This window comes from Halobacillus shinanisalinarum (genome assembly GCF_022919835.1).
Classification (GTDB): Bacteria; Bacillota; Bacilli; order Bacillales; family Halobacillaceae; genus Halobacillus_A; species Halobacillus_A shinanisalinarum.
Genome location: NZ_CP095074.1, coordinates 1382416 through 1407308, shown reverse-complemented (window position 1 = coordinate 1407308; position 24893 = coordinate 1382416). Strand labels below are relative to the sequence as shown.

The 24893-nt window shown below is 42.6% G+C and carries 24 protein-coding genes; all 24 read left to right on the top strand.

What is annotated here, in order from left to right; translation table 11 throughout:
• Positions 1-13 precede the first annotated feature (13 nt).
• The 24 genes from MUO14_RS07100 (at position 14) to MUO14_RS06985 (ending at position 24660) form a co-directional block, all read left to right on the top strand.
• On the top strand, positions 14-1030 hold the full coding sequence (locus MUO14_RS07100; protein WP_244754549.1) for a zinc-binding alcohol dehydrogenase family protein: 1017 nt from the start codon (positions 14-16) through the stop codon (positions 1028-1030).
• 56 nt (positions 1031-1086) lie between these two features.
• Positions 1087-2163: a mannonate dehydratase gene (uxuA, locus tag MUO14_RS07095; RefSeq protein ID WP_244754548.1), complete on the top strand. Its 1077-nt coding sequence runs from the start codon at positions 1087-1089 to the stop codon at positions 2161-2163.
• Positions 2163-3011, top strand: coding sequence for an SDR family oxidoreductase (locus MUO14_RS07090; protein ID WP_244754547.1), 849 nt, complete (start codon positions 2163-2165; stop codon positions 3009-3011). The genes uxuA and MUO14_RS07090 overlap by 1 nt, the downstream gene beginning before the upstream one ends.
• Before the next feature lie 50 nt (positions 3012-3061).
• Complete coding sequence (locus MUO14_RS07085; RefSeq protein WP_244754546.1) at positions 3062-3733, top strand: bifunctional 4-hydroxy-2-oxoglutarate aldolase/2-dehydro-3-deoxy-phosphogluconate aldolase; 672 nt, start codon at positions 3062-3064, stop codon at positions 3731-3733.
• Between the two features lie 256 nt (positions 3734-3989).
• Positions 3990-4721: a GntR family transcriptional regulator gene (locus MUO14_RS07080; RefSeq protein WP_244754545.1), complete on the top strand. Its 732-nt coding sequence runs from the start codon at positions 3990-3992 to the stop codon at positions 4719-4721.
• Between the two features lie 202 nt (positions 4722-4923).
• Positions 4924-6024 carry an amidohydrolase/deacetylase family metallohydrolase gene (locus MUO14_RS07075; RefSeq protein WP_244754544.1) on the top strand — a complete coding sequence of 367 codons (1101 nt, stop codon included), beginning with the start codon at positions 4924-4926 and terminating at the stop codon, positions 6022-6024.
• Positions 6002-7105, top strand: coding sequence for a DgaE family pyridoxal phosphate-dependent ammonia lyase (locus tag MUO14_RS07070; RefSeq protein WP_244754543.1), 1104 nt, complete (start codon positions 6002-6004; stop codon positions 7103-7105). The genes MUO14_RS07075 and MUO14_RS07070 overlap by 23 nt, the downstream gene beginning before the upstream one ends.
• A 1-nt stretch (position 7106) precedes the next feature.
• A complete protein-coding gene (gene dagF, locus MUO14_RS07065) occupies positions 7107-7862 on the top strand; it encodes a 2-dehydro-3-deoxy-phosphogluconate aldolase (protein ID WP_244754542.1) in 756 nt (251 codons plus the stop codon).
• Positions 7855-8871 carry a sugar kinase gene (locus MUO14_RS07060; RefSeq protein ID WP_244755500.1) on the top strand — a complete coding sequence of 339 codons (1017 nt, stop codon included), beginning with the start codon at positions 7855-7857 and terminating at the stop codon, positions 8869-8871. Before dagF ends, MUO14_RS07060 begins: the two co-directional genes overlap by 8 nt.
• Before the next feature lie 177 nt (positions 8872-9048).
• Complete coding sequence (locus tag MUO14_RS07055) at positions 9049-10374, top strand: GntT/GntP/DsdX family permease (RefSeq protein ID WP_244754541.1); 1326 nt, start codon at positions 9049-9051, stop codon at positions 10372-10374.
• A 397-nt stretch (positions 10375-10771) separates the two neighbouring features.
• Positions 10772-11443: a GntR family transcriptional regulator gene (locus MUO14_RS07050; protein ID WP_244754540.1), complete on the top strand. Its 672-nt coding sequence runs from the start codon at positions 10772-10774 to the stop codon at positions 11441-11443.
• Between the two features lie 678 nt (positions 11444-12121).
• Complete coding sequence (phnG, locus tag MUO14_RS07045; protein ID WP_244754539.1) at positions 12122-12544, top strand: phosphonate C-P lyase system protein PhnG; 423 nt, start codon at positions 12122-12124, stop codon at positions 12542-12544.
• A 33-nt stretch (positions 12545-12577) separates the two neighbouring features.
• Positions 12578-13174: a phosphonate C-P lyase system protein PhnH gene (phnH, locus tag MUO14_RS07040; protein ID WP_244754538.1), complete on the top strand. Its 597-nt coding sequence runs from the start codon at positions 12578-12580 to the stop codon at positions 13172-13174.
• Entirely contained in the window at positions 13175-14290 is a 1116-nt protein-coding gene (locus tag MUO14_RS07035; protein ID WP_244754537.1) for a carbon-phosphorus lyase complex subunit PhnI, read from the top strand.
• Complete coding sequence (locus tag MUO14_RS07030; RefSeq protein ID WP_244754536.1) at positions 14280-15146, top strand: alpha-D-ribose 1-methylphosphonate 5-phosphate C-P-lyase PhnJ; 867 nt, start codon at positions 14280-14282, stop codon at positions 15144-15146. The genes MUO14_RS07035 and MUO14_RS07030 overlap by 11 nt, the downstream gene beginning before the upstream one ends.
• Entirely contained in the window at positions 15139-15978 is an 840-nt protein-coding gene (locus tag MUO14_RS07025; RefSeq protein ID WP_244754535.1) for an ATP-binding cassette domain-containing protein, read from the top strand. Before MUO14_RS07030 ends, MUO14_RS07025 begins: the two co-directional genes overlap by 8 nt.
• A gap of 13 nt (positions 15979-15991) precedes the next feature.
• Positions 15992-17173: a phosphonate metabolism protein PhnM gene (phnM, locus tag MUO14_RS07020; protein WP_244754534.1), complete on the top strand. Its 1182-nt coding sequence runs from the start codon at positions 15992-15994 to the stop codon at positions 17171-17173.
• A gap of 15 nt (positions 17174-17188) precedes the next feature.
• Positions 17189-17911: a phosphonate C-P lyase system protein PhnL gene (gene phnL / locus MUO14_RS07015; protein WP_244754533.1), complete on the top strand. Its 723-nt coding sequence runs from the start codon at positions 17189-17191 to the stop codon at positions 17909-17911.
• The gene (locus MUO14_RS07010; protein ID WP_244754532.1) at positions 17901-18719 is read left to right on the top strand and encodes a PHP domain-containing protein; all 819 of its coding nucleotides are present in this window, start codon (positions 17901-17903) and stop codon (positions 18717-18719) included. Before phnL ends, MUO14_RS07010 begins: the two co-directional genes overlap by 11 nt.
• 167 nt (positions 18720-18886) lie before the next feature.
• A complete protein-coding gene (locus tag MUO14_RS07005) occupies positions 18887-19924 on the top strand; it encodes a PhnD/SsuA/transferrin family substrate-binding protein (RefSeq protein WP_244754531.1) in 1038 nt (345 codons plus the stop codon).
• A gap of 87 nt (positions 19925-20011) precedes the next feature.
• On the top strand, positions 20012-20776 hold the full coding sequence (phnC, locus tag MUO14_RS07000; RefSeq protein ID WP_244754530.1) for a phosphonate ABC transporter ATP-binding protein: 765 nt from the start codon (positions 20012-20014) through the stop codon (positions 20774-20776).
• 12 nt (positions 20777-20788) lie between these two features.
• On the top strand, positions 20789-21574 hold the full coding sequence (locus MUO14_RS06995) for a PhnE/PtxC family ABC transporter permease (RefSeq protein WP_396265812.1): 786 nt from the start codon (positions 20789-20791) through the stop codon (positions 21572-21574).
• The gene (locus MUO14_RS06990; protein ID WP_244754529.1) at positions 21574-22431 is read left to right on the top strand and encodes an ABC transporter permease subunit; all 858 of its coding nucleotides are present in this window, start codon (positions 21574-21576) and stop codon (positions 22429-22431) included. Before MUO14_RS06995 ends, MUO14_RS06990 begins: the two co-directional genes overlap by 1 nt.
• A gap of 237 nt (positions 22432-22668) precedes the next feature.
• A complete protein-coding gene (locus MUO14_RS06985; protein WP_244754528.1) occupies positions 22669-24660 on the top strand; it encodes a M6 family metalloprotease domain-containing protein in 1992 nt (663 codons plus the stop codon).
• Positions 24661-24893: the final 233 nt, after the last annotated feature.

Sequence of the window (24893 nt, the reverse complement as noted above, 5' to 3'; positions counted from 1 at the left end):
GGGGGTATTTACCATGAAAGCAATACAAGTCACTGAGCCTCATGATTTGCGAGTGGTTGAAGTGGAAGAACCAGAGTTGAACACATCCAATGATGTAAAAATTCGTATGAAAGCAATGGGGATTTGTGGCTCTGATATGCACATCCTGCATGGAGAAAATCCATTCGCCAGTTACCCAAGAGTCATTGGGCACGAAGTAGCAGGGGAAATCATTGAAACTGGAGATTCTGTTTCCAATCTTTCTGTTGGTGACAAAGTTGTTGTAGAGCCAATGACTTCCTGTGGAGAATGTTACGCCTGTAAACATGAACGCCCAAATGTATGTGAGAACGTCCAAGTATATGGTGTGCATCGTGAAGGTGGGGGTCGTGAAGTAATGATAATGCCGGATCATTTAGTGCATCGGGTAAATGATTCGCTTAATTGGTCAGAGATCGCACTGATTGAACCTTTTACAATTGGCGCTCAGGCGAACTATCGTGGTCAAGTGCAAGAAGGTGACTATGTTTTCATTATTGGGGCTGGACCGATTGGTTTGTGCTGCCTAAAAATGGCGAAACAAGCAGGTGCAGTAGTTGCTATTTCAGATTTCAATGAAGAGCGATTAGCCTTTGCGAAAGAGTGGGGAGCAGATATTTCTATCAATCCCATGACATCTGGTGTTGATGAGCAAGTATTTGAGTGGACAGGAGGAATGGGTGCAAATGTTGTGATTGATGCTGTAGGTACCCCTAAAACAGTCGAGCAAGCCATCGCTGTAACATCTGTTGCTGCTAGAGTAGTGCTGCTCGGTTTTGATACGAACATATCTGAAATAGCACAAGTGAATATTACCAAAAAAGAATTAACCATTTGTGGCTCGAGGCTGCAAACTCATCGTTTTCCAAAAGTAGTCGAATTATTTAATTCGTTACAATTTGATGTAAAAGATTTAGTTAGTCACCAATTCAAATTAAGCGAAGCGAAAGAGGCCTTTCAATTGATGGAAGATGCACCTTCAGCGGTGCGTAAAGTTGTAATTAGGATGTAAGAAGGCTAAGTCAATAGCTGACTATAAGAACTTTCAAAAAGGAAGGGGCAAATCGTATGAAAATGACGATGCGCTGGTTTGGAGAGGGAAATGATCAAGTTCCTTTAGAATATATTAAGCAAGTTCCCGGTGTGGAAGGGATCGTTTGGTCCTTGCATGACGTTCCGGCAGGGGATGAGTGGCCCATGGATAAGATTTTAGAGGTGAAAGAACAAGCGGACCGACATGGATTAAATATAGATGTGGTCGAAAGTGTCAACGTTCATGAAGATATTAAGTTAGGACTCCCAACTAGAGATAAATACATTGATAATTATGTTAAAACGATCGAAAAGCTCGCTAAGGTTGGTGTAAAGGTCATCTGTTATAATTTTATGCCTGTATTTGACTGGACGAGAACCAATTTATTTGAAGAAATGAATGATGGTTCTACAGCACTTTTCTTTGAGAACGAGAAGCTGAAGAATATTGATCCAATGGAGCTTGTGAACACTATATCGGAAAACTCTGAGTATACGATGCCTGGCTGGGAACCAGAGCGACTCGAGCATTTAGCTGATCTTTTTGAAAAGTATAAACAAGTAACGGAAGAAGATCTATGGTCAAACTTGCAATACTTTTTAGAGAGAGTTATTCCGGTTGCAAAAGAAAATGACATTAAAATGGGGATACACCCTGATGATCCCCCTTGGTCTGTGTTTGGATTGCCACGAATCATTACCCATAAAGAAAATCTTCAAAGGTTCTTAAACCTAGTAGATGATTCATATAACGGCCTGACATTATGCAGTGGGTCATTGGGAGCTCATCCAAATAATGATGTTCCTGGAATGGTACGGGAATTTGCCGACAGAATTCATTTCGCCCATATTAGGAATGTGAAAACTTATGATAATGGTGATTTCATAGAAACATCGCATCGTACAGAGGATGGATCCGTAGATGTTTATGAGGTAGTAAAGGCTTATCATGATAAAGGATTTACTGGATATGCTAGACCCGATCATGGTAGACATATTTGGGGGGAGAAGTGTAGACCTGGTTATGGACTTTATGACAGAGGATTGGGCGTTATGTATCTATGGGGAATTTGGGACGCATTGCAAAGAATGACAAAGAAGGTGAGTAATTGATGCTGATGCTTAATGATAACTTAGAAGGAAAGGTAGCGGTCATTACAGGAGGCAGTGGTGTTCTCTGTAGTGCAATGGCTAGGGAACTCGGTAGACAGGGAGTAAAGATAGCCATATTAAACCGTAATGAAGAGTCTGGGAAGAAAGTCGAACAAGCCATCAAAGATGCAGAGGGAGAAGCTTTGGCTGTCCCTTGTAATGTGCTAGATGCAGATAGCGTTCGCAAGGCTGAAGAAATTGTCACTGCTGAGTTGGGGGTGTGTGACATCCTAATTAACGGTGCAGGTGGCAACCACCCAAATGGTACTACAGAAAATGAAACGCTAAGGGAGGAGGACTTGGACAAAGAGGATTTGTCTACGTTTTTCGATATGACGACAGAGGGCTTCCAATTTGTGTTCAATTTGAATTTAGTAGGCACTTTTATCCCGACACAGATTTTTTCAAAAAAAATGATGAATCGAAAAGGTGCCACAATTATTAATATGTCATCGATGAGCGCCCCATCTCCAATGACCAAAGTACCTGCTTATAGTGCTGCAAAAGCAGGTATCAATAATTTTACCCAATGGTTGGCCGTTCACATGGCAGACGTTGGTATTAGAGTAAATGCAATTGCGCCTGGTTTTTTTCTTACAGATCAAAACAGAAACATGCTAACGAACGAGGAAGGTTCGTTAACGGAGCGTTCCCATAAAATTATCGACCATACACCGTTACAAAGATTCGGCTCACCAGAAGATTTACTAGGTACCCTTATGTGGTTGGTTGATGAAAACATGTCAGGATTCGTGACAGGAATTACAGTCCCAGTAGACGGTGGCTTTTTAGCTTATTCCGGCGTATAAAGGTATTCCCGTAAAGTTTGAGGTAATGGGATAAATAAGGAGGGGAAATAATGAGTCATTACACTACATTAGATAAACTATTATCGTCAGGAATCGTAGCTGTAGTTAGAAAAGTCGAATCAGATAAAGTGGAATCCCTTGTCCAAGCACTTGTAAAAGGTGGGGTTTCCGGAATCGAAATCACGATGGATTCCGATGACTCTGCCAATACGATTCATGAATTAAAACAGCGTCATGGAAATGAAGCTGTTATCGGAGCAGGAACAGTGTTCAATAAGGAGCAAGCAAAAGAAGCTATTGCTGCTGGAGCAGATTTCGTTTTTGCTCCTATCCTCGATAAAGAGACAATAGAATATACAAAAGACCAAGGGGTCATAATGATTCCCGGGGTGTTTACCCCTACAGAAATTTATCAAGCATACCATTGGGGATCTGATATGGTAAAAGTATTCCCCGCCAGTGTGTTAGGACCGCAATTCTTCAAAGATGTGAACGGTCCTCTTGACCAAATACCGAAGATGCCGACCGGCGGAGTAAATCTTGAAAATATTGGTTCATTCATTAAAGCTGGTGCTATCGGGGCAGGTATCGGCGGATCACTTGTTAATAAATCACTAATTGAAAAGGAGAATTGGCCAGAGTTACAAGAACTAGCGCAGAAATATGTAGAAGAAGTTGCCAGGGTAAGACAGGTGGTGATTTCTCAAGAGACTCAGGTATAAAAGTGCTTAAGTAATAGGTGGATATAAATAAGTCTTGTTGGAATTTTCCTCAAGGCTTATTTTTGATTTAATACTTCAATGAAAGATAGGGGTGTCAAATCAACATCAGGGGGGTATCAAAGGAAATTGAAGGAGGAGAAAACTGAACATGTCTAGAAGAAAGACTTAATACAAGGAGAAGGTGAGCGCTATGATCTATGAATTATTTAGCTTTAATTAAGAAAACATACACTAATACTATAACAATGAGCCATGAATGGAGACGATTCATATTCCAACAGATCAAGCAGCCCGAATTATAGATGATATGATGCAAAAAATTATGATGAAGTCATTTGAGCCCGGGGCTAAACTTCCTTCTGAAAATGCTCTTGCAGAAGAGTACCGAGTCCCAAGAGCGACAGTAAGAAATGCATTAACAAAATTAGAAGAACGGGGTTATATTTATTCAAAGCAAGGGAAAGGTCGCTATTTAAAAGAAGAGTCGATTCAAATTGAATTGCATTTGACAGGTAAAATAAGTTTTACAGATAAGATGAAGCGATTGGGATATGATTTGAAAACACGTAATATTTACTGTGAAAAAATCAGCTATGATGCTAAAATCTATCAACTTTTACAGGTGAAACAAGGCGAAGATGTCTATAAGATTGGTAGAATGCGATACATTCAGAATGAACCGATTGCTTTACACAATTCATTTGTTAGTACAGCGAGGTTTCCAATGGTTGCGGAAGACGGTCCGCACATTACGTCCATGTTTTCTTACTATCGACAGCACGGTTATAAAGAATTCGATAGTCATAAGACGCTGCTAAGCACCACCTTTCCAACTCTTTATGAACAGGAGCTGCTTTCTTGCAACAGTATGGTACCGCTTATTATTGTTGAAAGTGATTGTATCGATCTGAACTCAAAAAAGGTATTGGAACATACGAAAATTTTATATCGAAGTGATCGATTTAAATATGATATTACGAGTGTTTAAGAACAGGCTTGAAGCCCTTTATGGTTTCTTGCCTGTTTTTATTATTTGTAAATAGTTACTTAAAAACCATTCCATTTTCCACATTTAAACATTATAACGTTATGTTTACTTTTAGAATATTCCATGCTATGATGCGTATATGAAAAATGAAAGCGCATTTAAATAGAGTTTAAAATAGAGTTTAGAAAAAGGTGAAGTAAAAATGGAAGACCGTTTCGTATTGCGCAATGTAAAGCGTATTAACGAGGAAAAAGTGGATATTGTGGTCGAAAATGGACATATTGCTGAAGTGACAAAGGCTGGGTATGGACGTGGACAGCAAATATTCGACTACTCAGATGTGTATGTGTCAAGTGGTTGGATTGACTTACATGTTCATGCCTTTCCTGAGTTTGACCCTTATGGGGATGAGATCGATGAAATTGGAGTGAAACAAGGTGTAACGACGATCGTGGATGCTGGGAGCTGTGGCGCTGATCGAATAGCAGATTTGGTGGCGAGTAGAGAGCAAAGCCAAACCAATCTATTCGCCTTTTTGAACATCTCCCGAATTGGTTTAAAAAGGGTAGACGAATTATCAAATTTAGAATGGATAGATAGAGAAAAGGCCGTAGAGGCCGTAAAAAAATATAAAGATGTCATCGTTGGATTAAAGGCTCGGATGAGTAAAAGTGTTGTCCATGACAGTGGGATAGAACCTTTACGTATAGCTCGGGAGCTTTCGAGTGCAACGTCCTTGCCATTAATGGTGCACATCGGTTCTGGTCCCCCTGATATTGAGGATGTCGTTCCGCTCCTAGAGAGAAAGGATGTCATTACGCATTATCTTAATGGAAAATCAAATAATCTTTTCAATAAAGACGGGGAACCTCTTGACGTGCTTCTAGATGCGATCAACCGTGGGATCCATTTGGATGTCGGACATGGGACGTCAAGTTTTTCATTTGCGTTTGCAGAGGCAGCCAAACAGCATGGAATTGGTTTGGATACCATCAGTACCGATATTTATCGGGGCAACCGTCTAAATGGTCCGGTCTATAGCATGGCAAATGTCCTATCCAAGTTTCTCTACTTAGGGTATTCGCTTGAAGAGGTTATCCAGGCAGTCACGACTCATGCAGCCAATTGGCTCAACAGACCCGAGCTAGGACGTATCAAAGTGGGCGATGCTGCAAATCTAACCCTATTTACAATTGAAAACGATCCGATCCCCCTTACTGATTCTGAAGGGGAGCAGCGTGTATCGGATAGAAGAATAGAAACAAAAGGAGTGGTTTTGAATGGCGAAATCATTGAGTGCTAAGTACGGCCTTAAGCGGGTCGTGAATGCTAGTGGGCGAATGAGTATTCTCGGTGTGTCCTCTCCGACGGATACAGTCATGGATGCAATGAAGCATGGTGGGCAAAATTATGTAGAAATTGCAGATTTAGTGGATAAAGCAGGAGAATACGTAGCGGGTATTCTTGGTTCAGAGGCTGCCGTTGTTGTAAACTCCGCATCAAGTGGTATGGCCCTCTCTATTGCTGCCCTTATCACAGAGGGGAATCGCCGCAAAAGTGAGCGTCTTCACCAGGAGGACATTCCAAAGAGTGAAGTCATTATGCTAAAAGGTCATAATGTCCAATATGGAGCACCTGTTGAAACGATGATTTATTTAGGCGGTGGTAAGCTCGTTGAAGCTGGCTACGCTAATGAGGGTAAAGCACAGCATATAGAAGAGGCTATTTCTATGAACACGGCAGCCATCCTCTATGTGAAGTCACACCACGCTGTTCAAAAAAATATGATTTCTGTAGAGGAAGCTTGGGAGGTTGCTCTAAGGAATGGTGTTCCGCTTATCGTAGATGCGGCGGCAGAAGAAGATATTCAAAAGTATGTAAACTACTCAGATCTCGCCATTTACAGTGGTTCAAAGGCTATTGAAGGACCTACTTCAGGGATCGTTGGCGGGAAGCGAACGTATATTGAATGGATAAAGGTGCAGTTACAATGCATTGGACGAAGCATGAAAGTCGGTAAAGAGACCACCTTTGGTTTACTTCAAGCAATAGAGGAATATGGTCACAAAGAAGATAAGAGTGAACAAGAAAAACAAACTTTACACGTTTTAATGACGCTAAGTGAACTAAAAGGTGTCCAAGTTTCCATCGTACAGGACGAAGCGGGCCGGGCCATATTCCGTGCACGTATTCAGATTGACCCTGAGCAAACAAACACAACCGCTCAGGAAGTCGTAGACAACCTGCGTGAAGGTGATATTGCCATTTACACTCGAGATTATGGAGTCAGACAAGGGTATTTCGATATCGATCCGCGTCCGCTCCAAGGTGATGATATTCACGTGATTCAATCTAAATTACAAGAAATTTTGGGTGGGAAATAATATGTCAAACATTACGAAACGTTTTTATAAAGATCGTGTTGCTTTAAATGTTTTAGCCAATAGTATAGAAAATGCTAAAGAGGTCTTTACCGCTGCAGAAGGACATGTTTTGATCGGCGTTTTATCTAAAGACTACTCAACGGTTGAGGAAGCTGTGGGGGCCATGAAGGAGTATGGACAAGAGATTGATGAAGCTGTATCGATTGGATTAGGTGCTGGGGATAACCGTCAAGCTGCAGTTGTAGCTGATATCGCAAAACACTATCCAGGCAATCACATCAACCAAGTGTTCCCGGCTGTTGGTGCAACAAGAGCGAATCTTGGTGATAAAGAAAGCTGGATCAACGCGTTAGTATCCCCTACAGGATCTGCTGGCTATGTGAATATCTCAACGGGTCCTATTAGTGCAGCGCAAGAAGAACAAGCGGTTGTACCCGTTAAGACAGCCATCGCTCTCGTACGTGATATGGGTGGTCATGCATTGAAGTACTTTCCGATGAAGGGATTGAGCCGTGAAGACGAGTTTCGAGCCGTTGCCAAAGCATGCGGAGAAGAAGGATTTGCATTAGAGCCAACAGGTGGAATTGATAAAGAAAACTTCGAAACGATTTTGAGGATAGCTCTAGAGGCTAATGTACCAAAGATCATCCCTCACGTGTATTCCTCTATTATTGACAAGGACACAGGAAAAACACGCATCGAGGATGTAAAAGAATTACTTGAAGTCACAAAGAAATTGGTTGATCACGATGGTTAAACGGATCGCAGCTTTTGGAGAGGTGATGATGCGGCTGCAGGTGCCAGGCTATGAGTCCTTAGCGCAAGGAAGAACATTAAACTATTCCTTCTCTGGTACGGGAGTCAATGTCACCTCAGCACTGACACGTTTAGGACATGCAGGGTACATCGTGTCCACCTTGCCAACAAATCCAGTCGGCGATGCCGCTCTTTCCTATATTCAAAAATTGGGGATTACCCCCTCATTCATTACTCGAGGCGGAGATAACCTTGGGATGTACGTTTTGGAAAATGGCTTTGGTGCACGGCCTAGTCGTGTCACGTATTGCAACCGCCAAGACAGCAGCTTTAATACAGCTCCTAAAGGCACGTATAACTTCGAAACGATTTCAGAGAAGATAGATATCGCCCATTTCTGCGGAATTACCCTTGCGATGAATGATCAAGTTCGTCAGTACATGAAGTCTTTTGCCAAAGCTGTAAAAGAAAGCGGCGGTACAGTCATTTTTGATTGCAACTACCGGCCATCACTCTGGGGTCAGGAAGGGTATGAAAAAGCGAAGCCACATTATGAGGACATGTTACATCTGGCTGATATGGTGATGATGAATGAACAAGACGCTAGATTTGTCCTTGGTATGGAAACGGAAAAACGGGACCGCAAAGATCAGCTCATGGATTTAATTCCAGCTGTTGCAGAAACATATAGCATCCCTGTTATAGCGGGTACTCATCGATCTATCAATGACGACGATACCCATTCATTGCGTGGCTTTATGTATAAGAATCATTCCTTTACATTTTCAAAAACCATGACCTTCTCTGTGCTTGATCGAATCGGTGCAGGGGATGCCTACGCTAGTGGTATGTTGCATGGTGAAATAAAAGGATATTCATCCGAGAAAACAGTTGCCTTTGCGGCTGCAGCAGGAATGCTTGCCCATACCGTTGTAGGCGATACCCCGACGGCAACGGAGGGGGATATTCTTCGCGCCATGACCGAATCATCGAGTGATTTAGACAGGTAACAAGGGGCAACAAGTGAAATAACGAAAAATAGAAGTTCAAAAAGGACAGTAAATGTTGCAGATCAAATATACCCCACATTCGTGACAGCTGCCTCTTTCATTTATTTGACTCCTTTTTGAGCAATTATTTCATATAAATTGGAAGCGTTTACTAAACAAAGAAGGAGTACATGAACTATGGAGATCTATTTATTACTAATCACATTGCTCTCGATTGTGATCGTTATTTTGGGAGTTTCGTGGTGGAACTGGCACGCATTCATTAGTTTAACGGTAGCGAGTATGTTCTTGGCAGTAATGTCCGGCTTATCAATGGATAGCATTGTGCACGCTTATGAAACGGGAGTTGGAAGCGTTTTAGGCCATTTAGTTGGCATTCTGGCCCTGGGTTCTATATTAGGGAAGATGATGTCAGACTCAGGAGCAGGCGTGCAAGTCGCTGACTTCTTTGTTCGGATTTTTGGTGAGAAAAAGTTGCCATGGGCCATGCTGCTCTCAGGTTTTATTATCGGAATCCCTGTATTCTTTGAAGTGGGGATCGTCATTCTATTGCCGTTAGTGATTGCCATTCGTGAAAAGACAAACCAAAACATTTTATTAATCGGTATACCCGTGATTGCAGGGCTGTCGATTGTACATGGGATCGTCCCGCCACACCCAGGGGCAATGACCGCCATAAGCATATACGGTGCTGATTTAGGGAAAGTCCTCCTCTATTCACTCATTATTGCGCTGCCTCCGGCCATCATAGCCGGACCATTGTTTGCCAAGTGGGTGCATAAGCGTGTCGTACCAGTTGGAGAGCCTAAAGTAGTCCGACCTGATACACCATCCCAATCGGTGCCAAGCGTAGGGATCTCATTTTTTGTTATTCTATTACCTATTCTATTAATCTTGTTATCTGTTTTTGCACCATATCTGGCACTTCCTAGTATATTAGCAGATGTCCTTATATTCATAGGCAGTCCTGTTATCGCTCTTTTAATCTCCTGCTTTGCTGCTTACTATTTCCTAGGGTTTCGTCAAGGTATGGATAAGAAGCTCATTAAAAAATTAACGGACGAATGTATCCTTCCCCTAGGCTCCATTATTTTAATCATTGGTGCTGGCGGCGGATTTAAACAAATTCTCATCGAGAGTGGTGTAGGGGACTCTATTGCTCAGATGTCCCAGCAATTATCCCTATCTCCCATTGTTTTAGCTTTCGTGGTAGCCGGATTAATTCGGGTTGCGACAGGTTCAGCAACTGTCGCCTTAACAACAGCTGCCGGCATTGTCTCGCCGGTGATCGCTAATCTATCAGGGGTAAACTTGGAATTACTCGTGATTGCTACGGGGGCAGGATCACTCATGTTATCACACGTGAACGATGCTGGTTTCTGGCTGGTGAAGGAATATCTCGGGTTAACCGTTAGAGAGACGTTTAAAACATGGACGGTACTGGAAACCTTGCTTTCCTTTATCGCCTTTGGACTGGTTTTAGTTGTCGATATGTTTATTTAGAAACGGCAAACCATGAAGATGATATGATAGTTGGAAGGGATAAGGTGGTTTCGTCATTAGCGAAACCACCTTATATTTTTGATTCGTTTTAACTGGTATCATAGTGAAAAGTTTGGATCCTTTGGTCGCTAATTGAATGGTGTTGATCCGTGCTTTATAGAAAATCTAAAGAAAAGATGACCGCTTTGTCTCAGGAAATATATATAGTAGAATAAAATGTAGTGGGAAACATGAATAAAATCTTTACAGCTCATGCTTAAAGGTATAATAGCAGCATAAGTTTTCACCAGTAGATGACACTACCTCCATTTAGAGAGAAGCAGTCTTTGTATATGGACGTCAGAAAAGGATGGTTTTTATGAAAATTACCTCTAAAAAAGGACCTTTATATTTTCAAGTGAAAGACATTTTAAAAGAGCGTATCATCAGTGGTTTTTACCCTAAAAACTCCTTAATTCCATCTGAACCAGCTTTAGAAAAAGAATTTTCTGTGAGTAAAATCACCGTAAGAAAAGCAGTGGAACAGTTAGCTATAGAAGGGTACGTAGAAAAACGGAGCGGAGTAGGTACAAAAGTTCTTGATAATAAAGTCACACCCAAGATATCACGAGGGCAGAATTTTTCTGACCAATTAGTAAAGGAAGGTTTTGAGTTAAGAAAAGACAACATAAATATTTCAGTGGTACGTACAGAGGGGAATAACATATTACAGGCAAATATGGGGAGTGAATGTTATTGTTTAGAACGGTTGTATTTGCTGGATAATGAGCCTTACATCTACTTCACACACTACATTCCTCTCGAGGCACTTCTTCCCCTGAAACCAGAGTTATTTAAAGGATCGCTCTATGAATTACTGTTCCAAAAAGGTATGGCGATGAACCATTTCAATGATGAGTTCGATGTGGAAATTCCCGAAGAAAAAGTCGCATCAACCCTAAATACGGATCAAAAGCCGCTTTTAAAAAGAATCAGATCTTCCTTTGATATTGATGAAAAACTTGTTGAATATTCCGTTGCTTTTTATCATACAGACATGCATAAGTATGTTGTTCAATATAATGTGTAAGAGATTAAATGAAAATTAGTGATCAGGTAATAACAGGCTGGGAGCCTTCTATGGGGCCTAGCCTGTTTTTTTATTTTCCCTCAATTCAATCAATTTCTTATTCATTGAATCCTCCTCTGCTTGTACTACTCTAATGGTGCCTCCTAATCTTCTACCCCCAATTTAAAAATTTATAACTGAATCAATTTCATAATTGCTTTTTTAAAAACGCCAAAGACTTGTAGAATACAAGGCTCTTCTCCGAAAAGGTTCAAAATGGATTCTTATCCAGCAGTTTTTAGTTTCAGTTTTATAAAGAAGTTTCGGTCACTTTCTATCAGTGTTGCTCCACAATCGCCCCTGTTTGTTGAATTTGAGTAAGGTTCCGGGGCGGCAGCCTGAGGAAGCTCACTGTACTCCCTCGGAAAGCGACTCCTTCCCCATCTCCACTTAGATATCTCGGAATCGAGCCTTCAAAAGAACTGCCCTTAACCTAATAAACAATATTTCAAACTTCTTACTTGACTAGACTTGGAGAGGTACTTCCTTTTTTACGTTTTGAATCCCTCGGGGCACAAGAGTCTTAAATTATGAAATTCATTCGATTGTTAAGAAAATTTACAAAGCTTAACAATACCTTATCACACAACAACTTGGCGCCAAGTTACGATGGTTTTGTAAAGGAGGTTGCATCTCACAATGAAACGACGTAGAAGAACGGAAATCCTTATCCTAGAACATTCCGGTTTGGCTCAAAACTTTGCAGAAACGATTATTGAAAACTATCCATGTCAGGAAATTGTTGCCCCCAAGTACGGGTTAACGATGATTAAGATGAGGGAATCGGCAAAGAATTCTCTGTTCTATATGGGAGAAGTCCTTGTAACGGAAGCAAAAGTGGAGATTAATCAATGTATCGGCATCGGTATTGTGGCAGGCATGCAGGAGGAATTGGCTAAATATTTAGCGATAATCGATGCAGCTTATAAAGCTCAACTTCTCGAAACGGAGGAATGGGGCTCGCAATTATTGGAAGCGGAGCAGCAGATTAGGCAAGAGAAAGCACAACAGCAGGCAGAGCTGTTTGAAACGAAGGTTGATTTCGAAACGATGGATGTATAGTCCAGACAAATTTACTAGATCAGGAGAGATCATATGGCAATTGATCAAGTACATGATTTGCAGAAGGTCTACAGAAAGTTACTAGAAAGTATGTCGCGGCCAGGAAAGATTTCTTCCCTTCAAGAGGATTTAGTAGATGGTGACTACAAACTCTCTTGTTATGATGCCACCCTGCTTAGTGCGCTGACACTTCTGGATGGAGAAGTAACGTTTCATATTATTTCAGAGAACGATCAAGATCTAGCTGTGAAAATTTCAGAATACACCCTGGCAAGATGTTGTCCTGTTCACGAGGCTGATTACGTTATTGTGTTACGTGATGCGTCTGAATCGGAGATGATACGTGCAATGGAGAATTGTAAAAATGGAAGTTTGATAGATCCTCAATCTTCAGCCACATGGATCATAGAGAGTGCACCTCTATCCAATAACGGTAGTATTACGTGTACGGGTCCAGGGATTAAAGATTTATCACAGCTTGATGTCAGTTTTAGCTCATCTTTTTGGCAGGCAAGACATGAACGGACAAAGGAATATCCACTAGGGGTTGATGTCATTTTTACAGATGAATATTCACAAATCGTCTGTATACCTAGAACAACTTCGGTAACGAATGCGGGGGTGAAATAGATGGGTTATGTCGCAGTAAAAGGTGGAACGATGGCGATTGATGCTTCGATTAAACGATTGAAGTATGAACGTTTGAAGGACGAGGAGATCATTGAAATCAACACCATTCTGTCTACTATGAAGGCGATGGTCGATCAGGTAATGTCTGAGAGCAGCTTGTATTCGCCCTTCTTGGCAGCATTGGCTATTAAGCAGGCGGAAGGAAGTATGGAAGAAGCGGTGTTCTTAATGCGTGCTCATCGTTCAACTCTACCTCGACTCTATTACAGTCAGCCCGTCGAATCACAAACAATGCTGGTTGAACGTCGGATTTCAGCAAGTTTTAAAGATATTCCAGGAGGACAGCTGTTAGGTGCTACATATGATTACACGCATCGATTACTAGATTTTCATCTAACAGAAGAATGTGCAGAGGAGAACGAACAGTGGTTAAAGGACTATAAAAATGAGTTGCAATCGGTCGAGGCATCAGTGAATGTGCAGTACTTTCCAAAGGTCGTGGAGTATTTACGGGAAGAGGGACTGTTTGAAACGTATGAAGCAGATAACACCCCTCCTAAGGATATTACGAAGGAAAGTTTTCAGTTTCCGGCATCGCGAAGTGAACGGCTGCAAGTGTTAACTCGCGGTCAGACAGGAGCTGTCACCTCTTTAGGCTACGCTTCCCTAAGAGGATATGGTCAGGTCCATCCAACTGTCGGCGAGGTACGTGTCGGCGCCTTACCGATTTACGTGGAGCATCCCAATGAATTAGAAACAGATGAGGAAGACCATTTTTATATTGGAGACTTTAAAGCAACCGAAGTCGAATCGTTTGTTCCTGTGTCGGTGAAAAATGACAAGAATGAGGAGGAACTGGAGTTTGAAATAGGGTATGGGGTTTGCTACGGGCAAAACGAAACAAAGGCGATTGCGATGAGTATTCTGGATCAATGCCTGGAACACCCTGAGTCGGATTTTCCAACCCATGATGAGGAATTTGTTTTATTACACATTGATTCTGTTGAGTCGACAGGGTTTATTTCTCATTTGAAATTACCTCATTACGTGACGTTCCAATCGAAGCTGGACAGTATCCGTCAAGTTAAGAAAGGAGTGCAGGAGGATGAAAACTAACACACACTTTGCGTTTTTGGATGAAGGGTCCAAAAAGGAAATCCGCCGCGCCATGTTGAAGGCTGTTGCGATTCCAGGCTATCAGGTCCCCTTTGCCTCAAGAGAAATGCCGATTGCTCGCGGCTGGGGAACCGGCGGATTGCAGATTACGCTTTCGGTCATTGGTACAGAAGATGTGCTGAAGGTCATCGATCAAGGGGCCGATGAGTCGGTTAATGCGGTCAGTATTAAGAGATTAGTCCATGAGACAACAGGTGTTGAAGGAACCGAGCGAACAGAGGAGGCCTCCGTGATTCAGTCACGGCACCGCATTCCGGAAGTCCCACTGTCGGAGGAGCAAATTCTTGTCTTACAGGTGCCAACGCCGGAACCGCTTCGTAATGTGGAAGCCAGCGAGTATGTGACGAAGCGGCTCCATTCAGAGGATGAGTACAGCGGTGCCTGGCTGATGCTGTTCGAGCAAATTATGAAATACGGGAAAACAGCGACCAATGCCGATCATCCCGTCTATGTGAATGGCCGTTATGTGATGGCACCGAGTCCGATTCCAAGATTTGATAATCCGAAGATGCATCAATCGGAAGCCTTAATTTTACTTGGGGCAGGGCGGGAAAAGAAAATCTATGCGGTCCCACCTTATACCGACGTCGAATCGCTTGCCTTTGAAGATTATCCATTTACGGTGGAATCTTTTGATGGACAGTATTGTCACCTGTGTGGGGCGACGGATGTGTTTATGGATGAATTAATCGATCCAGTTACAGGAGAAGCCACCTATCAATGCAATGATACAAGTTTTTGTGTGGAGCGATTAAACGACAAGGAAAAAGCGGAGGTAGAGACGAGTTATGCATGAGAAACCACTATTGCAAGTGCAGCATTTAAACAAACAATTCGGTCCCGGTTGTTCCCGTTGTCATCCATCTGAATCAAAAAATTTAGAGAAAAACTACTGCCCGCATTGCGGCACCGTTTATGCCTGTCAGGATGTGTCCTTTGATTTATTTTCCGGGGAAATTCTCGGGATCGTTGGAGAAAGTGGAAGCGGAAAGTCAACCATGATGCAATGTCTGTATTTTGATGCCGATGTGACATCAGGAGCGGCTTATATCCAGGATCCTGAGCTTGAAGGGGAGAATGTTTTTGCCTTATCTTCCCAGAAAAAACGTTATATTCGTAACCATAAATACGGGATGGTTTATCAAAATCCTGTTCATGGATTGAAAATGAATTTCTCTTCGGTTGGTAATATCGCAGAGAAGCTAATTGCTGCCGGTAACCGCAATGTAACGGACATGGAGACAACAAGTAAAACATTACTCGAAGGTGTGCATATTCCCCTTTTCCGGATGAAACAAGAACCGCGAAACTTTTCAGGGGGGATGCAGCAGCGGGTTCAAATTGCCAAGGCTTTATCCAATAACCCGCCGATTCTGTTTCTTGATGAAGTGACGACAGGGCTTGATTTATCGGTCCAAGCCAATGTGCTCGATTTAATTAAAAACATTCAAAGAGAATTAGGCATCAGTATGATTGTCGTCTCTCATGATTTGGCTGTGATCCGAATGCTGGCTGATCGTACGGTTGTGATGTTGAATGGTTCGGTGATTGAAGAAGGGTTGACGGATCAAATCCTAGAGGATCCGCAGCATGCGTATACGCAGGAATTAGTCTATTCATTACTATAGGAGGAACGTCACGATGTACGTTATTCATAATGGGCAAGTTGTCACAGAAGAAACCATCCTCGATGGATATGCGGTTGTTGTTGAAGGCGAGATGATTCAAGCCGTTATCCCTGAAGAGGAAGTGGCCAGTTATTCACATGCACAGCTAATCGATGCAAGGGGAGGATATATTTCACCAGGATTTATCGATATTCACTCCGATTATATCGAAACCATCGCATCCCCAAGGCCGACAAGTATGATGGATTTTAACATCAGCTTACGAGAGGCGGAAAAGCATTTAATCAATCATGGCATTACGACAATGTTTCATTCGCTTTCCTTTTACCGGGAAGATGCGTTTTCACATAAGCCGATTCGTTACCCGGAGAATGTGCAGCGGATGGTTAATGCGATTGATGAGACGCACGAGGAACTGCATATGATCCGGCATCGCCTGCATGCCCGGTTTGAAATTGACAACATCGATGAGGTGGACCGGCTTGTTCAAAATATCGAAGACGATAAAGTCCATTTATTATCGTTTATGGACCATACGCCTGGACAGGGGCAGTATCGCAATCTGGAAGTCTACCGGGAAACTTTGCAGGGGTACCGTGATCTGACCGATGATGATGTGCAAACGATTATTGTTGAGCGCCAAAATACGGAAGTTATGACGATAGAAAAAATCAAACAGGTAGCCGACATGGCCATCGAAAAAGGTATTGCAGTCGCTTCACATGACGATGATGATGTGCATAAATTGGAGCTCGTCAAGGAGTTTGGGACGACGGTTAGTGAATTTCCTATTACGTTAGATGTGGCGAAAAAAGCGACAGAAATGGGATTGCAGACGATTGTAGGTGCGCCAAATGTGCTGCTCGGCGGCTCCCACTCCGGAAATTTATCAGCTGCTGAAGCGGTTGAGCATCATTGTGCCGATATTCTTTGCAGCGACTATTATCCGGCGGCTTTACTACATGCGATCTTTGATTTAAGTGAGCAGCATGGGAATGATTTGCACCACATGTTTATGATGGTCACCCTAAATCCAGCCAAAGCCGTCCGGATGGATGAGGAGATAGGATCGATTAAAGCAGGGAAAAAGGCTGACATGATTATTATTGAGAAAATGGATGATGGCTATCCGATGCTAACGAATACGATGGTCAATGGTGCCTTAATTACGACCACCAATTATCGCGTTAAATAAGGGAGGGAACAGGATATGTCCATGCTCGAAATTAAAAATTTTGGCAAGCGATTTACTATTCATCATTTAGGAAAAACGATGCAGGCTGTGGAGCACATTGATTTTTCACTGGAAACAGGGGAGTTCATCGGTATCGTCGGGAAAAGCGGCAGCGGGAAGTCGACGATCTTAAAGAGTATTTATCGTACGTATTTACCGGATGCAGGCCGTCTTCTCTATTATTCAGAGCGCTTTGGTTCCATCGATTTAGCCGAAGCAACCGAAAGAGAGATCCTTTATTTGCGTCAATATGAGATTGGCTATGTCTCCCAGTTTTTAAATGTGATGCCGAGAACAACATCAAGACAGCTTGTTGAAAAAGCCCTTCTTGAAATGGGGGAGGCAGAGGAAGTCGCGCGAAGAGAAGCAGAACAAGCCTTAACTCACTTTGAACTTGATCCGAAATTGTGGGACACCTATCCAACGACCTTTTCCGGCGGAGAAAAATTACGCTTAAATATTGCGATGGCCACCGTGAAAAAGCCAAGGTTATTATTGCTCGATGAACCGACCGCGAGTTTGGATCAGCAATCTAAGGAGAAGGTGCGTGACATTATTAAGAAGTTAAAGGCAAATGGCACCACATTGGTTGGCATTTTTCATGACATTGAATTTATGGACGGGCTATGTGACAAGGTTTTTGATATGAAAAGGAGATCATTCATTATGGAAAAGCAAGGTGTTGCCCATGAAGGCTGATTTGCATGTTCATAGCCACTATTCCGACGGCTCTGATTCAGTTGAAGAAGTGATAAAGCAGGCGAAGGCCAATGGTGTGACGCATATCAGCTTTGTCGATCATGATACGGTCGATGGATTGCCAGAGATCATTATGCTGGGTGAGAAATATGGATTGGAGATCATCCCCGGGATCGAGATTTCCGCATACGACTACAAAAGGGATCGGAAAGTACATGTGCTCGGCTATCATTATCATCCTGAGGCGCTCCATATCAAATCGGTATGTCAGCCGATTCTGGAAAGACGGCAGCAACATTCACTATGGCAAATCCGTCAGATTAACAAAGCTGGTTATAAGCTGAATGCCGAAGCGATTATGGAAACGGCTTGGCCATGTAGAACAATCTATAAGCAGCACATCATGAACCATTTAACGGGTGATGCCTACGCTTCCCCTGAATATAAGGAATTGTATAAACGTTTGTTTAAAAACGGTGGAGTGGCCTCGGGTGACATTAAATACGTTGATGCATTTGCGGCGGTTGAGGCGATTGTGGCGGATGGGGGAATGGCAGTCGTTGCCCACCCCGGTCAACTGGAATCCTATGAGATGATCCCTGAGCTTGTTGAAGCGGGATTAGAAGGGGTGGAAAGAAACCATCCAGACCATGCTGAAGAAGATCATCAGAAGGTAGAAGCTCTAGCCAAACAGTATAACCTTGTAATGACTGGCGGCACGGATTATCACGGTTCATTTGGAGCTTCTATTGAAATTGGAAGTCTTACAAGTCCTTCCCTTTGGTCACAGATAAAAGAGGTCCGCTAGTTCTCGATATGTATGGCTCATGTAAACCGTTTAAAGATACCGTTAAAGTATCATGAATATAGGCTGTTTTGGGAAAGTTATATGTTTCAATGGAACTAGTTTACTAGGTTTTTATAAGTCAAGTCGCACAGGTTACAAAATGAAGGTACACGAGGGGAGAGTTTTTAATGAAAAAGAAAGTATCATTACTGGTCATGTTTGTCGTATTCGCGGTATCTTTGACTGCATGCTCTATGGGAAGTGCTGGTGGCAGTACAAAAGCTGATGATGTGATCGATATCGTTTGGTACCCTAATGAATCTGGTTCAGATATGAAATCCTCGCGTGATGAAATGGCCAAGGTTATCGAAGAAGCGACAGGCAAGAAAGTCGAACATCATTTAACGACGGATTACGCGATTGCGATTGAAACGATGGTGAACAATAACGCAGACCTTGCCTTTATGGGCGCCCAAGGGTACATCGAGGCACATAAAGGTAATGAGGCCATTAAACCGCTAGTAGTAGCTACTGGCCCATCAGGTACATTAGACGATGCTGTCTATCATAGCTGGTTAGCTGTCAATCAATCTGATCAAGAGAAGTATAAGGTGGACGGAGAATTCTCGCTGGATACGATCGAAGGGAAAAATATGTCCTTCGTATCCAATAGCTCAACATCTGGGTTCAAAGTGCCTGCAGCTAGTATTCTTACCCATTTTACAAAACAAGAAAAATATTCCAATTTAACGGAAATGGATTTGATGAAGGGCGGATCCTTATTTTCCAAAGTATTATTCGGAAACTCCCATCAGGGTTCAGCGGTCAATCTATTAAAGGGAACGGCTGATGTGGCTGCCTTCTGTGATACGTGCGTCGAAAATTATGTGGAAGTCGTTGAAGGAGAGGGAAATACGGAGGGTGCTGTTTACAAGGTTCAAGATGATGCTGCGGAGCCGTTTAATCAAGTAACAGGGAAGAAGTTTACCCTTATGAGTGTTACACCTGTATTAAATGCCCCATTTGTAGCGAATATAGATGTGCTGGGGCAAGAAGATTTTGACAAGTTGCAAAAATTATTTACTTCAGATGAGGTCGCAAATAATGAAGAGATTTTCGTTCCTGAGAATTCTGGCAAGTCGGGCTTATTCTTTAAAACAGATAAAGAAAGGTTTGCGGCGGTTAAAGATTCATGGTTTGATCCAATCCGTAAGCTTTCCAACTAGCTGAAATATCCTAAGAGGTTGGATTATGTACCATGTGTTCGTGCATACTCTGCCCCTTTAAATATCCTAACAAAGGAGACGATGAACATGTCATTGTTACAGGTTGAAGGAATGGGTAAATCGTATGGTTCAGAAACGAAAGTGCTGAAAGACATCAATTTTGAAGTGGAAGCGGGAGAATTTGTTTCCATCATTGGCCCTTCAGGCGCAGGGAAATCCACGCTTTTACGGTGCATGAATCGAATGGTTGAGACCAATGAAGGTCGTGTTATTTTTGATGATTCTGATGTCGGTCTTTTAAAGAAAAAGGAACTCCGAAAGTTGCGTACGGAAATCGGGATGATCTTTCAGCATTATAACCTCGTCCCACGCTTAACGGTTATTGAAAATGTACTGCATGGGCGTTTCGGCTATAAAACAACGATGCAAGGAATTCTGGGCAAATTTACGGAAGACGAGAAGGAGCGGGCTTTTTCTCTACTGAAGAAATTAGGTATCGAGGAACATGCGTATAAACGTTGCGATCAGTTGAGTGGGGGACAGCAACAGCGGGTAGGAATTGCCCGTGCGCTTATCCAGGATCCTAAACTTGTGCTTTGCGATGAGCCGATTGCATCTCTTGATCCGAATGCCTCGAAGGTGATCATGAACCATTTAAAATCGGTGACGTCTGAACTGAATATTACCTGCTTGGTTAACTTACACCAGGTCGACGTTGCTCAGATGTATTCAGACCGAATTATTGGGTTGAACAATGGAGAGGTCGTATTTGATGGACCCACTCACAGGCTCACGAGTGAGCGTATTGACAGCATCTATGGAACAGAGACAAGAGAGTTAATCACAGTATGAGGAGTAGGTAACGTGAATGAACAAATCATGCGGAATCGTAGCTTGAGTACGACCATTTTTCTGACAGTTATTATTGTCATCACCTATTTATCAGCCCAGATCACGAACTTTAACATTTTGCATGGGATGGCGACCGTTCCTGCTGCGATCGGCTGGATCGTTTCGAACTTGTTTATTACACAGGAATCGCTTGAGCAACTTCCGGCGATCTTAAAACAATTAAACGAAACGATCTTTATGTCGATCGCAGCTACAACTACAGCGGCAGTTGTCTCAATCTTTTTAGGATTAATGGGCTCGAAAACAACGAAAGTGAATGGATTCTTGAGTATGTCAGCCCGTCTGGTTGCCTCCGCTTCAAGAAATATTCCAGTGGTGGCCTGGGCCTTAATCCTGCTGCTTTCCTTTGGTCAAAATTCTGTGACAGGATATTTAGCCTTATTCGTAGGAACAGTAGGATTTTTAACCAGAGCGTTTATAGAATCGATTGACGAAGCGAGTCAAAGTTCTGTAGAGGCCTTAACAGCAACGGGGAGCACCTATTTTCAAATTGTCAATAAGGCTGTTATCCCGCAAAGCATGCCTCAGATGATCAGCTGGATTTTGTTTATGATTGAAACGAACATTAGAAGCGCGACACTGGTCGGGATCTTAACGGGGACAGGGATTGGCTACACCTTTGATTTGTATTATAAGACAATGGATTATAATACCGTAGCCCTGATTACATTTAGTATCGTCCTCGCTGTGATTATCATTGAGCTGATGTCAAACTCGATACGGAAGGTGATTCTATAATGGAAGCCATATCAACGACCACGTACATAAAAAGGAAAAAAGATGGTCGAATTCATATCAAATCCGGCAGTAAAGCAGAAAGGGTAATGCGCTGGACCATCGTCTTGTTCATTGTATTAACGATCATGGCTTTTATGTTCTTTGATTATGGACAGCTAAATCTCATGAGTGCGATTACAGAAACGGCCTATAACTTAAAGATTATGTTTATGCAGCCGGCTTTGAGTCATTTTACCTGGGGAGAAGCCTTTTATCAGGTAGGGATTACGCTTGGCCTGGCTGTCTTATCCACTGTACTTGGAGCCGTGATGGCCTTCTTTTTATCATTGATGGCAGCAACCAATTTGTCTAAGGACTGGGTGTCGAAAACCGTTCGAATTATGGTTGCCTTTATCCGTGCTGTTCCAACGGTATTATGGGTGCTGATTTTTGCGATTGCAGCAGGATTGGGCAGTGAAGCGGCCGTCCTTGGGATGTTGTTCCATTCTGTTGCTTATTTAGTTAAAGCTTTCTCAGAGGCCTTTGAAGAGGTAGATGCGGGGATCATTGAAGCGTTACGAGCAACTGGATCGAGCTGGTGGCATATCGTGACACATGCCGTTTTGCCTTCCACCTTCACATATTTACTGTCATGGACGTTTCTAAGATTTGAAATAAATTTCTCAGTAGCTGTAGCGATGGGAGCGGCAGCTGGGGCAGGCGGGATTGGATTTGAACTGTTTATGGCATCTGGATTCTACTTTGATTTGAGTGAAGTTGGATTTATCACGTATGCGATTCTAGTCATTGCAATTGTTTTAGAAGTGCTTTCGACGCGACTGAAAAATCGTTATTTTGCAGCATCTGCTGGGGAGTAACTGCCTGCGGAGGATTGACTCATCTATCTTAAACTCAACAAATAAAACTTAATTCTAAAGATAGCCCTTTTTCCATCTAGTTTTTTGTACAGGGAAAAGGGTTTTTTGTGCAAATTAATCCATTTGTATCTGTTCTATAGTCCTTATATTTGTAATATTCAGTCTATTAATTTATATAAAAGTAGATTGATGGTATAATTTGCTAGAACATTCAAAAAATTTAAAGGAGGAGATTATTTGAGAAGGGTAAAAAAGCCGTTCATCGTTTTCGTTAGCTTTTTGCTGGTGATGACTATGGCTACACCAGCTTTAGCAGCAAAACCAGGATTGGATTCATTTCCTGAACCAGTAGATTCACAAAATTGGATTCTACCAGAGGATATGACGTGGGAAGACTATCAACCAGTTCCTGGGATTGACTGGCGGGAGGCTGATGTTGAACCAGACAGAGTACTTAAGGGGGCACTTGTCGTAGTAGATTTCCCTGATCAAGAGTTTATTATCAGCCAAGAAAAAGGGTCTGGAGTAGCGGGAAATCCAGTAACTGATGGAAGTATTCCTAGAGAGGAGGTACCTGAATTTTGGGAGAGTTTTTTGACGGAACCTCAGCCGTTGAATAATCATCGGTCGATTGATGAGTTTTGGAGGGAGAATTCTTACGGTGAATGGGCGGTAGAAATTGATGCTTTCGGTACGTATCGCATGGATCATAATGAATTTGAGTACGGAATGGGCGAATTTGGACAAGAAGAAAACCTGCCACCTGGATATGAGACTACATACGATCTAAGAGAAGATGCCTTGGAGAAGGCACAAGCTGACATTGAAGCATCAGGGAAGGAGTATGATTTCACATTTGTACTCCATGCAGGTTATGACGAATCCGGTGTTTGGCAGGAATTTGGTGAAATGATGTTTGAAAGTCCTGAAGCAGTTACTGATGAATTTGGCCCGCCAGCTGAGTATACAGACATGCCGAATTCGGCTAATACACGCTATGTGGATTGGACATCGTGGCTTGCGGCCAGCAGTCTTTGGTCCAGAGCAGGAGATGGTATTTCTATTCAAGGTGAGAACGCTGGGATGGGCACTTTCGCTCATGAATTCGGTCATATTATGAACCTTGGTGACAACTACAACAATCCTTACGGTGAGCCAGTATCCCGGTCATATTCAGGGCCTTGGGAGTTGATGAGTCGAGGCAGTTTTAATGGTCCTGGGGGGCCGCATACTCGTTGGATGGTAATGCCTACGTTAGGTGGATCAGCGCCAGCTCACCATATGCTGCGGAATAAGATTAAACAAGGTTTTTTAGAAGAGGATCAATATCTTGATATTAGTCGAGACGAGCTTGCTGAAACTGGACCAGTATTTGCTGACATTATAACTCGCGAAGTTCCAACTGGTGAAGCATTTGGACGTACAGGGTTCCAAGGCATCAACATAAATATGGTCGATTTAACACCTGAGAACTCCTTAGAAGACGATTGGCGCGCGGATATGCAACGCGGCGAAAAGTGGTACGATAACTACACAATCGAGGTAGTTGATCAGGTAGGGTTTGACTCTTTTCTCCCGGATTCTGGCGTACTCATGGCCAAAACAAAAGATGAGGAAAGAGCGCCGAACATCTGGGTTATTGACTCTCACGAAGAGGATATCGATCAAGTAGACTTTGTGAGGCCTGACGGAACTAAAGCAATGTACTCCAAGGGCGACTATCGCCAGTTAGCAGATGCCCTATTTAAAGCAGGAACTGGGGATGGAGTGATTAGTGAATACAAGGACGAGCACAACCGTCTCCATTTCTATGTATTAGGGAAAAATCGTGACGATGAAGATGTACTTTCTTATCGAGTAGCTGTACGGCACATGGATGGAGCAGGTCCGTATGAGCGTGGGATCGATGCAGCCAGCGGTTCAGTCGACTTTGCGGTCCCGGGTCAAGTAGCTGCTTATCATTTCAGTGTAACAAACACAGGCGAAGCAACCGACCTTATCCGGATTAATGCAGAAACGGAAGCTGGTTGGGACGTTCAGTTGCAGCATGAAGTGATTGAAGTAGAGGCTGGTGAAACGGTGGATGTTCCCGTTTATACGAAGATACCTAAAGGGGGGCAAGGTCCTAAGCCGGCTCCAACAGAACTTACTTTTACGAGTACGTCAGAGACAGACTCTAGCAAGATGGCTACTGTGACTCGTCGGGTGGGTCCTGGAAAAGGGAGATAAAGATGTATATCTCATTCCCAAAGCGTTAAAATTTTTGAATAAACATACTAAAAAAGTCCGACAACTGAGCATACATTGCTCAGTTATCGGACTTTCTTGTCTCCATGTAACAGCGAATAAAATGTCAGGACCATTAAGAATTTACCTCTCCATTATGTTACAAAACAAATTATGGAATATAGTTCAAAATTTAAGGCTGTCTCTTAATTAAGGAGGCAGTCTTTTTTGAGGTA

Coding starts and splice junctions, on each gene's coding strand:
- MUO14_RS07100 (WP_244754549.1), top strand. CDS start 14: ATGAAAGCAATACAAGTCACTGAGCCTCATGATTTGCGAGTGGTTGAA.
- uxuA (WP_244754548.1), top strand. CDS start 1,087: ATGAAAATGACGATGCGCTGGTTTGGAGAGGGAAATGATCAAGTTCCT.
- MUO14_RS07090 (WP_244754547.1), top strand. CDS start 2,163: ATGCTGATGCTTAATGATAACTTAGAAGGAAAGGTAGCGGTCATTACA.
- MUO14_RS07085 (WP_244754546.1), top strand. CDS start 3,062: ATGAGTCATTACACTACATTAGATAAACTATTATCGTCAGGAATCGTA.
- MUO14_RS07080 (WP_244754545.1), top strand. CDS start 3,990: ATGGAGACGATTCATATTCCAACAGATCAAGCAGCCCGAATTATAGAT.
- MUO14_RS07075 (WP_244754544.1), top strand. CDS start 4,924: ATGGAAGACCGTTTCGTATTGCGCAATGTAAAGCGTATTAACGAGGAA.
- MUO14_RS07070 (WP_244754543.1), top strand. CDS start 6,002: ATGGCGAAATCATTGAGTGCTAAGTACGGCCTTAAGCGGGTCGTGAAT.
- dagF (WP_244754542.1), top strand. CDS start 7,107: ATGTCAAACATTACGAAACGTTTTTATAAAGATCGTGTTGCTTTAAAT.
- MUO14_RS07060 (WP_244755500.1), top strand. CDS start 7,855: ATGGTTAAACGGATCGCAGCTTTTGGAGAGGTGATGATGCGGCTGCAG.
- MUO14_RS07055 (WP_244754541.1), top strand. CDS start 9,049: ATGGAGATCTATTTATTACTAATCACATTGCTCTCGATTGTGATCGTT.
- phnG (WP_244754539.1), top strand. CDS start 12,122: ATGAAACGACGTAGAAGAACGGAAATCCTTATCCTAGAACATTCCGGT.
- phnH (WP_244754538.1), top strand. CDS start 12,578: ATGGCAATTGATCAAGTACATGATTTGCAGAAGGTCTACAGAAAGTTA.
- MUO14_RS07035 (WP_244754537.1), top strand. CDS start 13,175: ATGGGTTATGTCGCAGTAAAAGGTGGAACGATGGCGATTGATGCTTCG.
- MUO14_RS07030 (WP_244754536.1), top strand. CDS start 14,280: ATGAAAACTAACACACACTTTGCGTTTTTGGATGAAGGGTCCAAAAAG.
- MUO14_RS07025 (WP_244754535.1), top strand. CDS start 15,139: ATGCATGAGAAACCACTATTGCAAGTGCAGCATTTAAACAAACAATTC.
- phnM (WP_244754534.1), top strand. CDS start 15,992: ATGTACGTTATTCATAATGGGCAAGTTGTCACAGAAGAAACCATCCTC.
- phnL (WP_244754533.1), top strand. CDS start 17,189: ATGTCCATGCTCGAAATTAAAAATTTTGGCAAGCGATTTACTATTCAT.
- MUO14_RS07010 (WP_244754532.1), top strand. CDS start 17,901: ATGAAGGCTGATTTGCATGTTCATAGCCACTATTCCGACGGCTCTGAT.
- MUO14_RS07005 (WP_244754531.1), top strand. CDS start 18,887: ATGAAAAAGAAAGTATCATTACTGGTCATGTTTGTCGTATTCGCGGTA.
- phnC (WP_244754530.1), top strand. CDS start 20,012: ATGTCATTGTTACAGGTTGAAGGAATGGGTAAATCGTATGGTTCAGAA.
- MUO14_RS06990 (WP_244754529.1), top strand. CDS start 21,574: ATGGAAGCCATATCAACGACCACGTACATAAAAAGGAAAAAAGATGGT.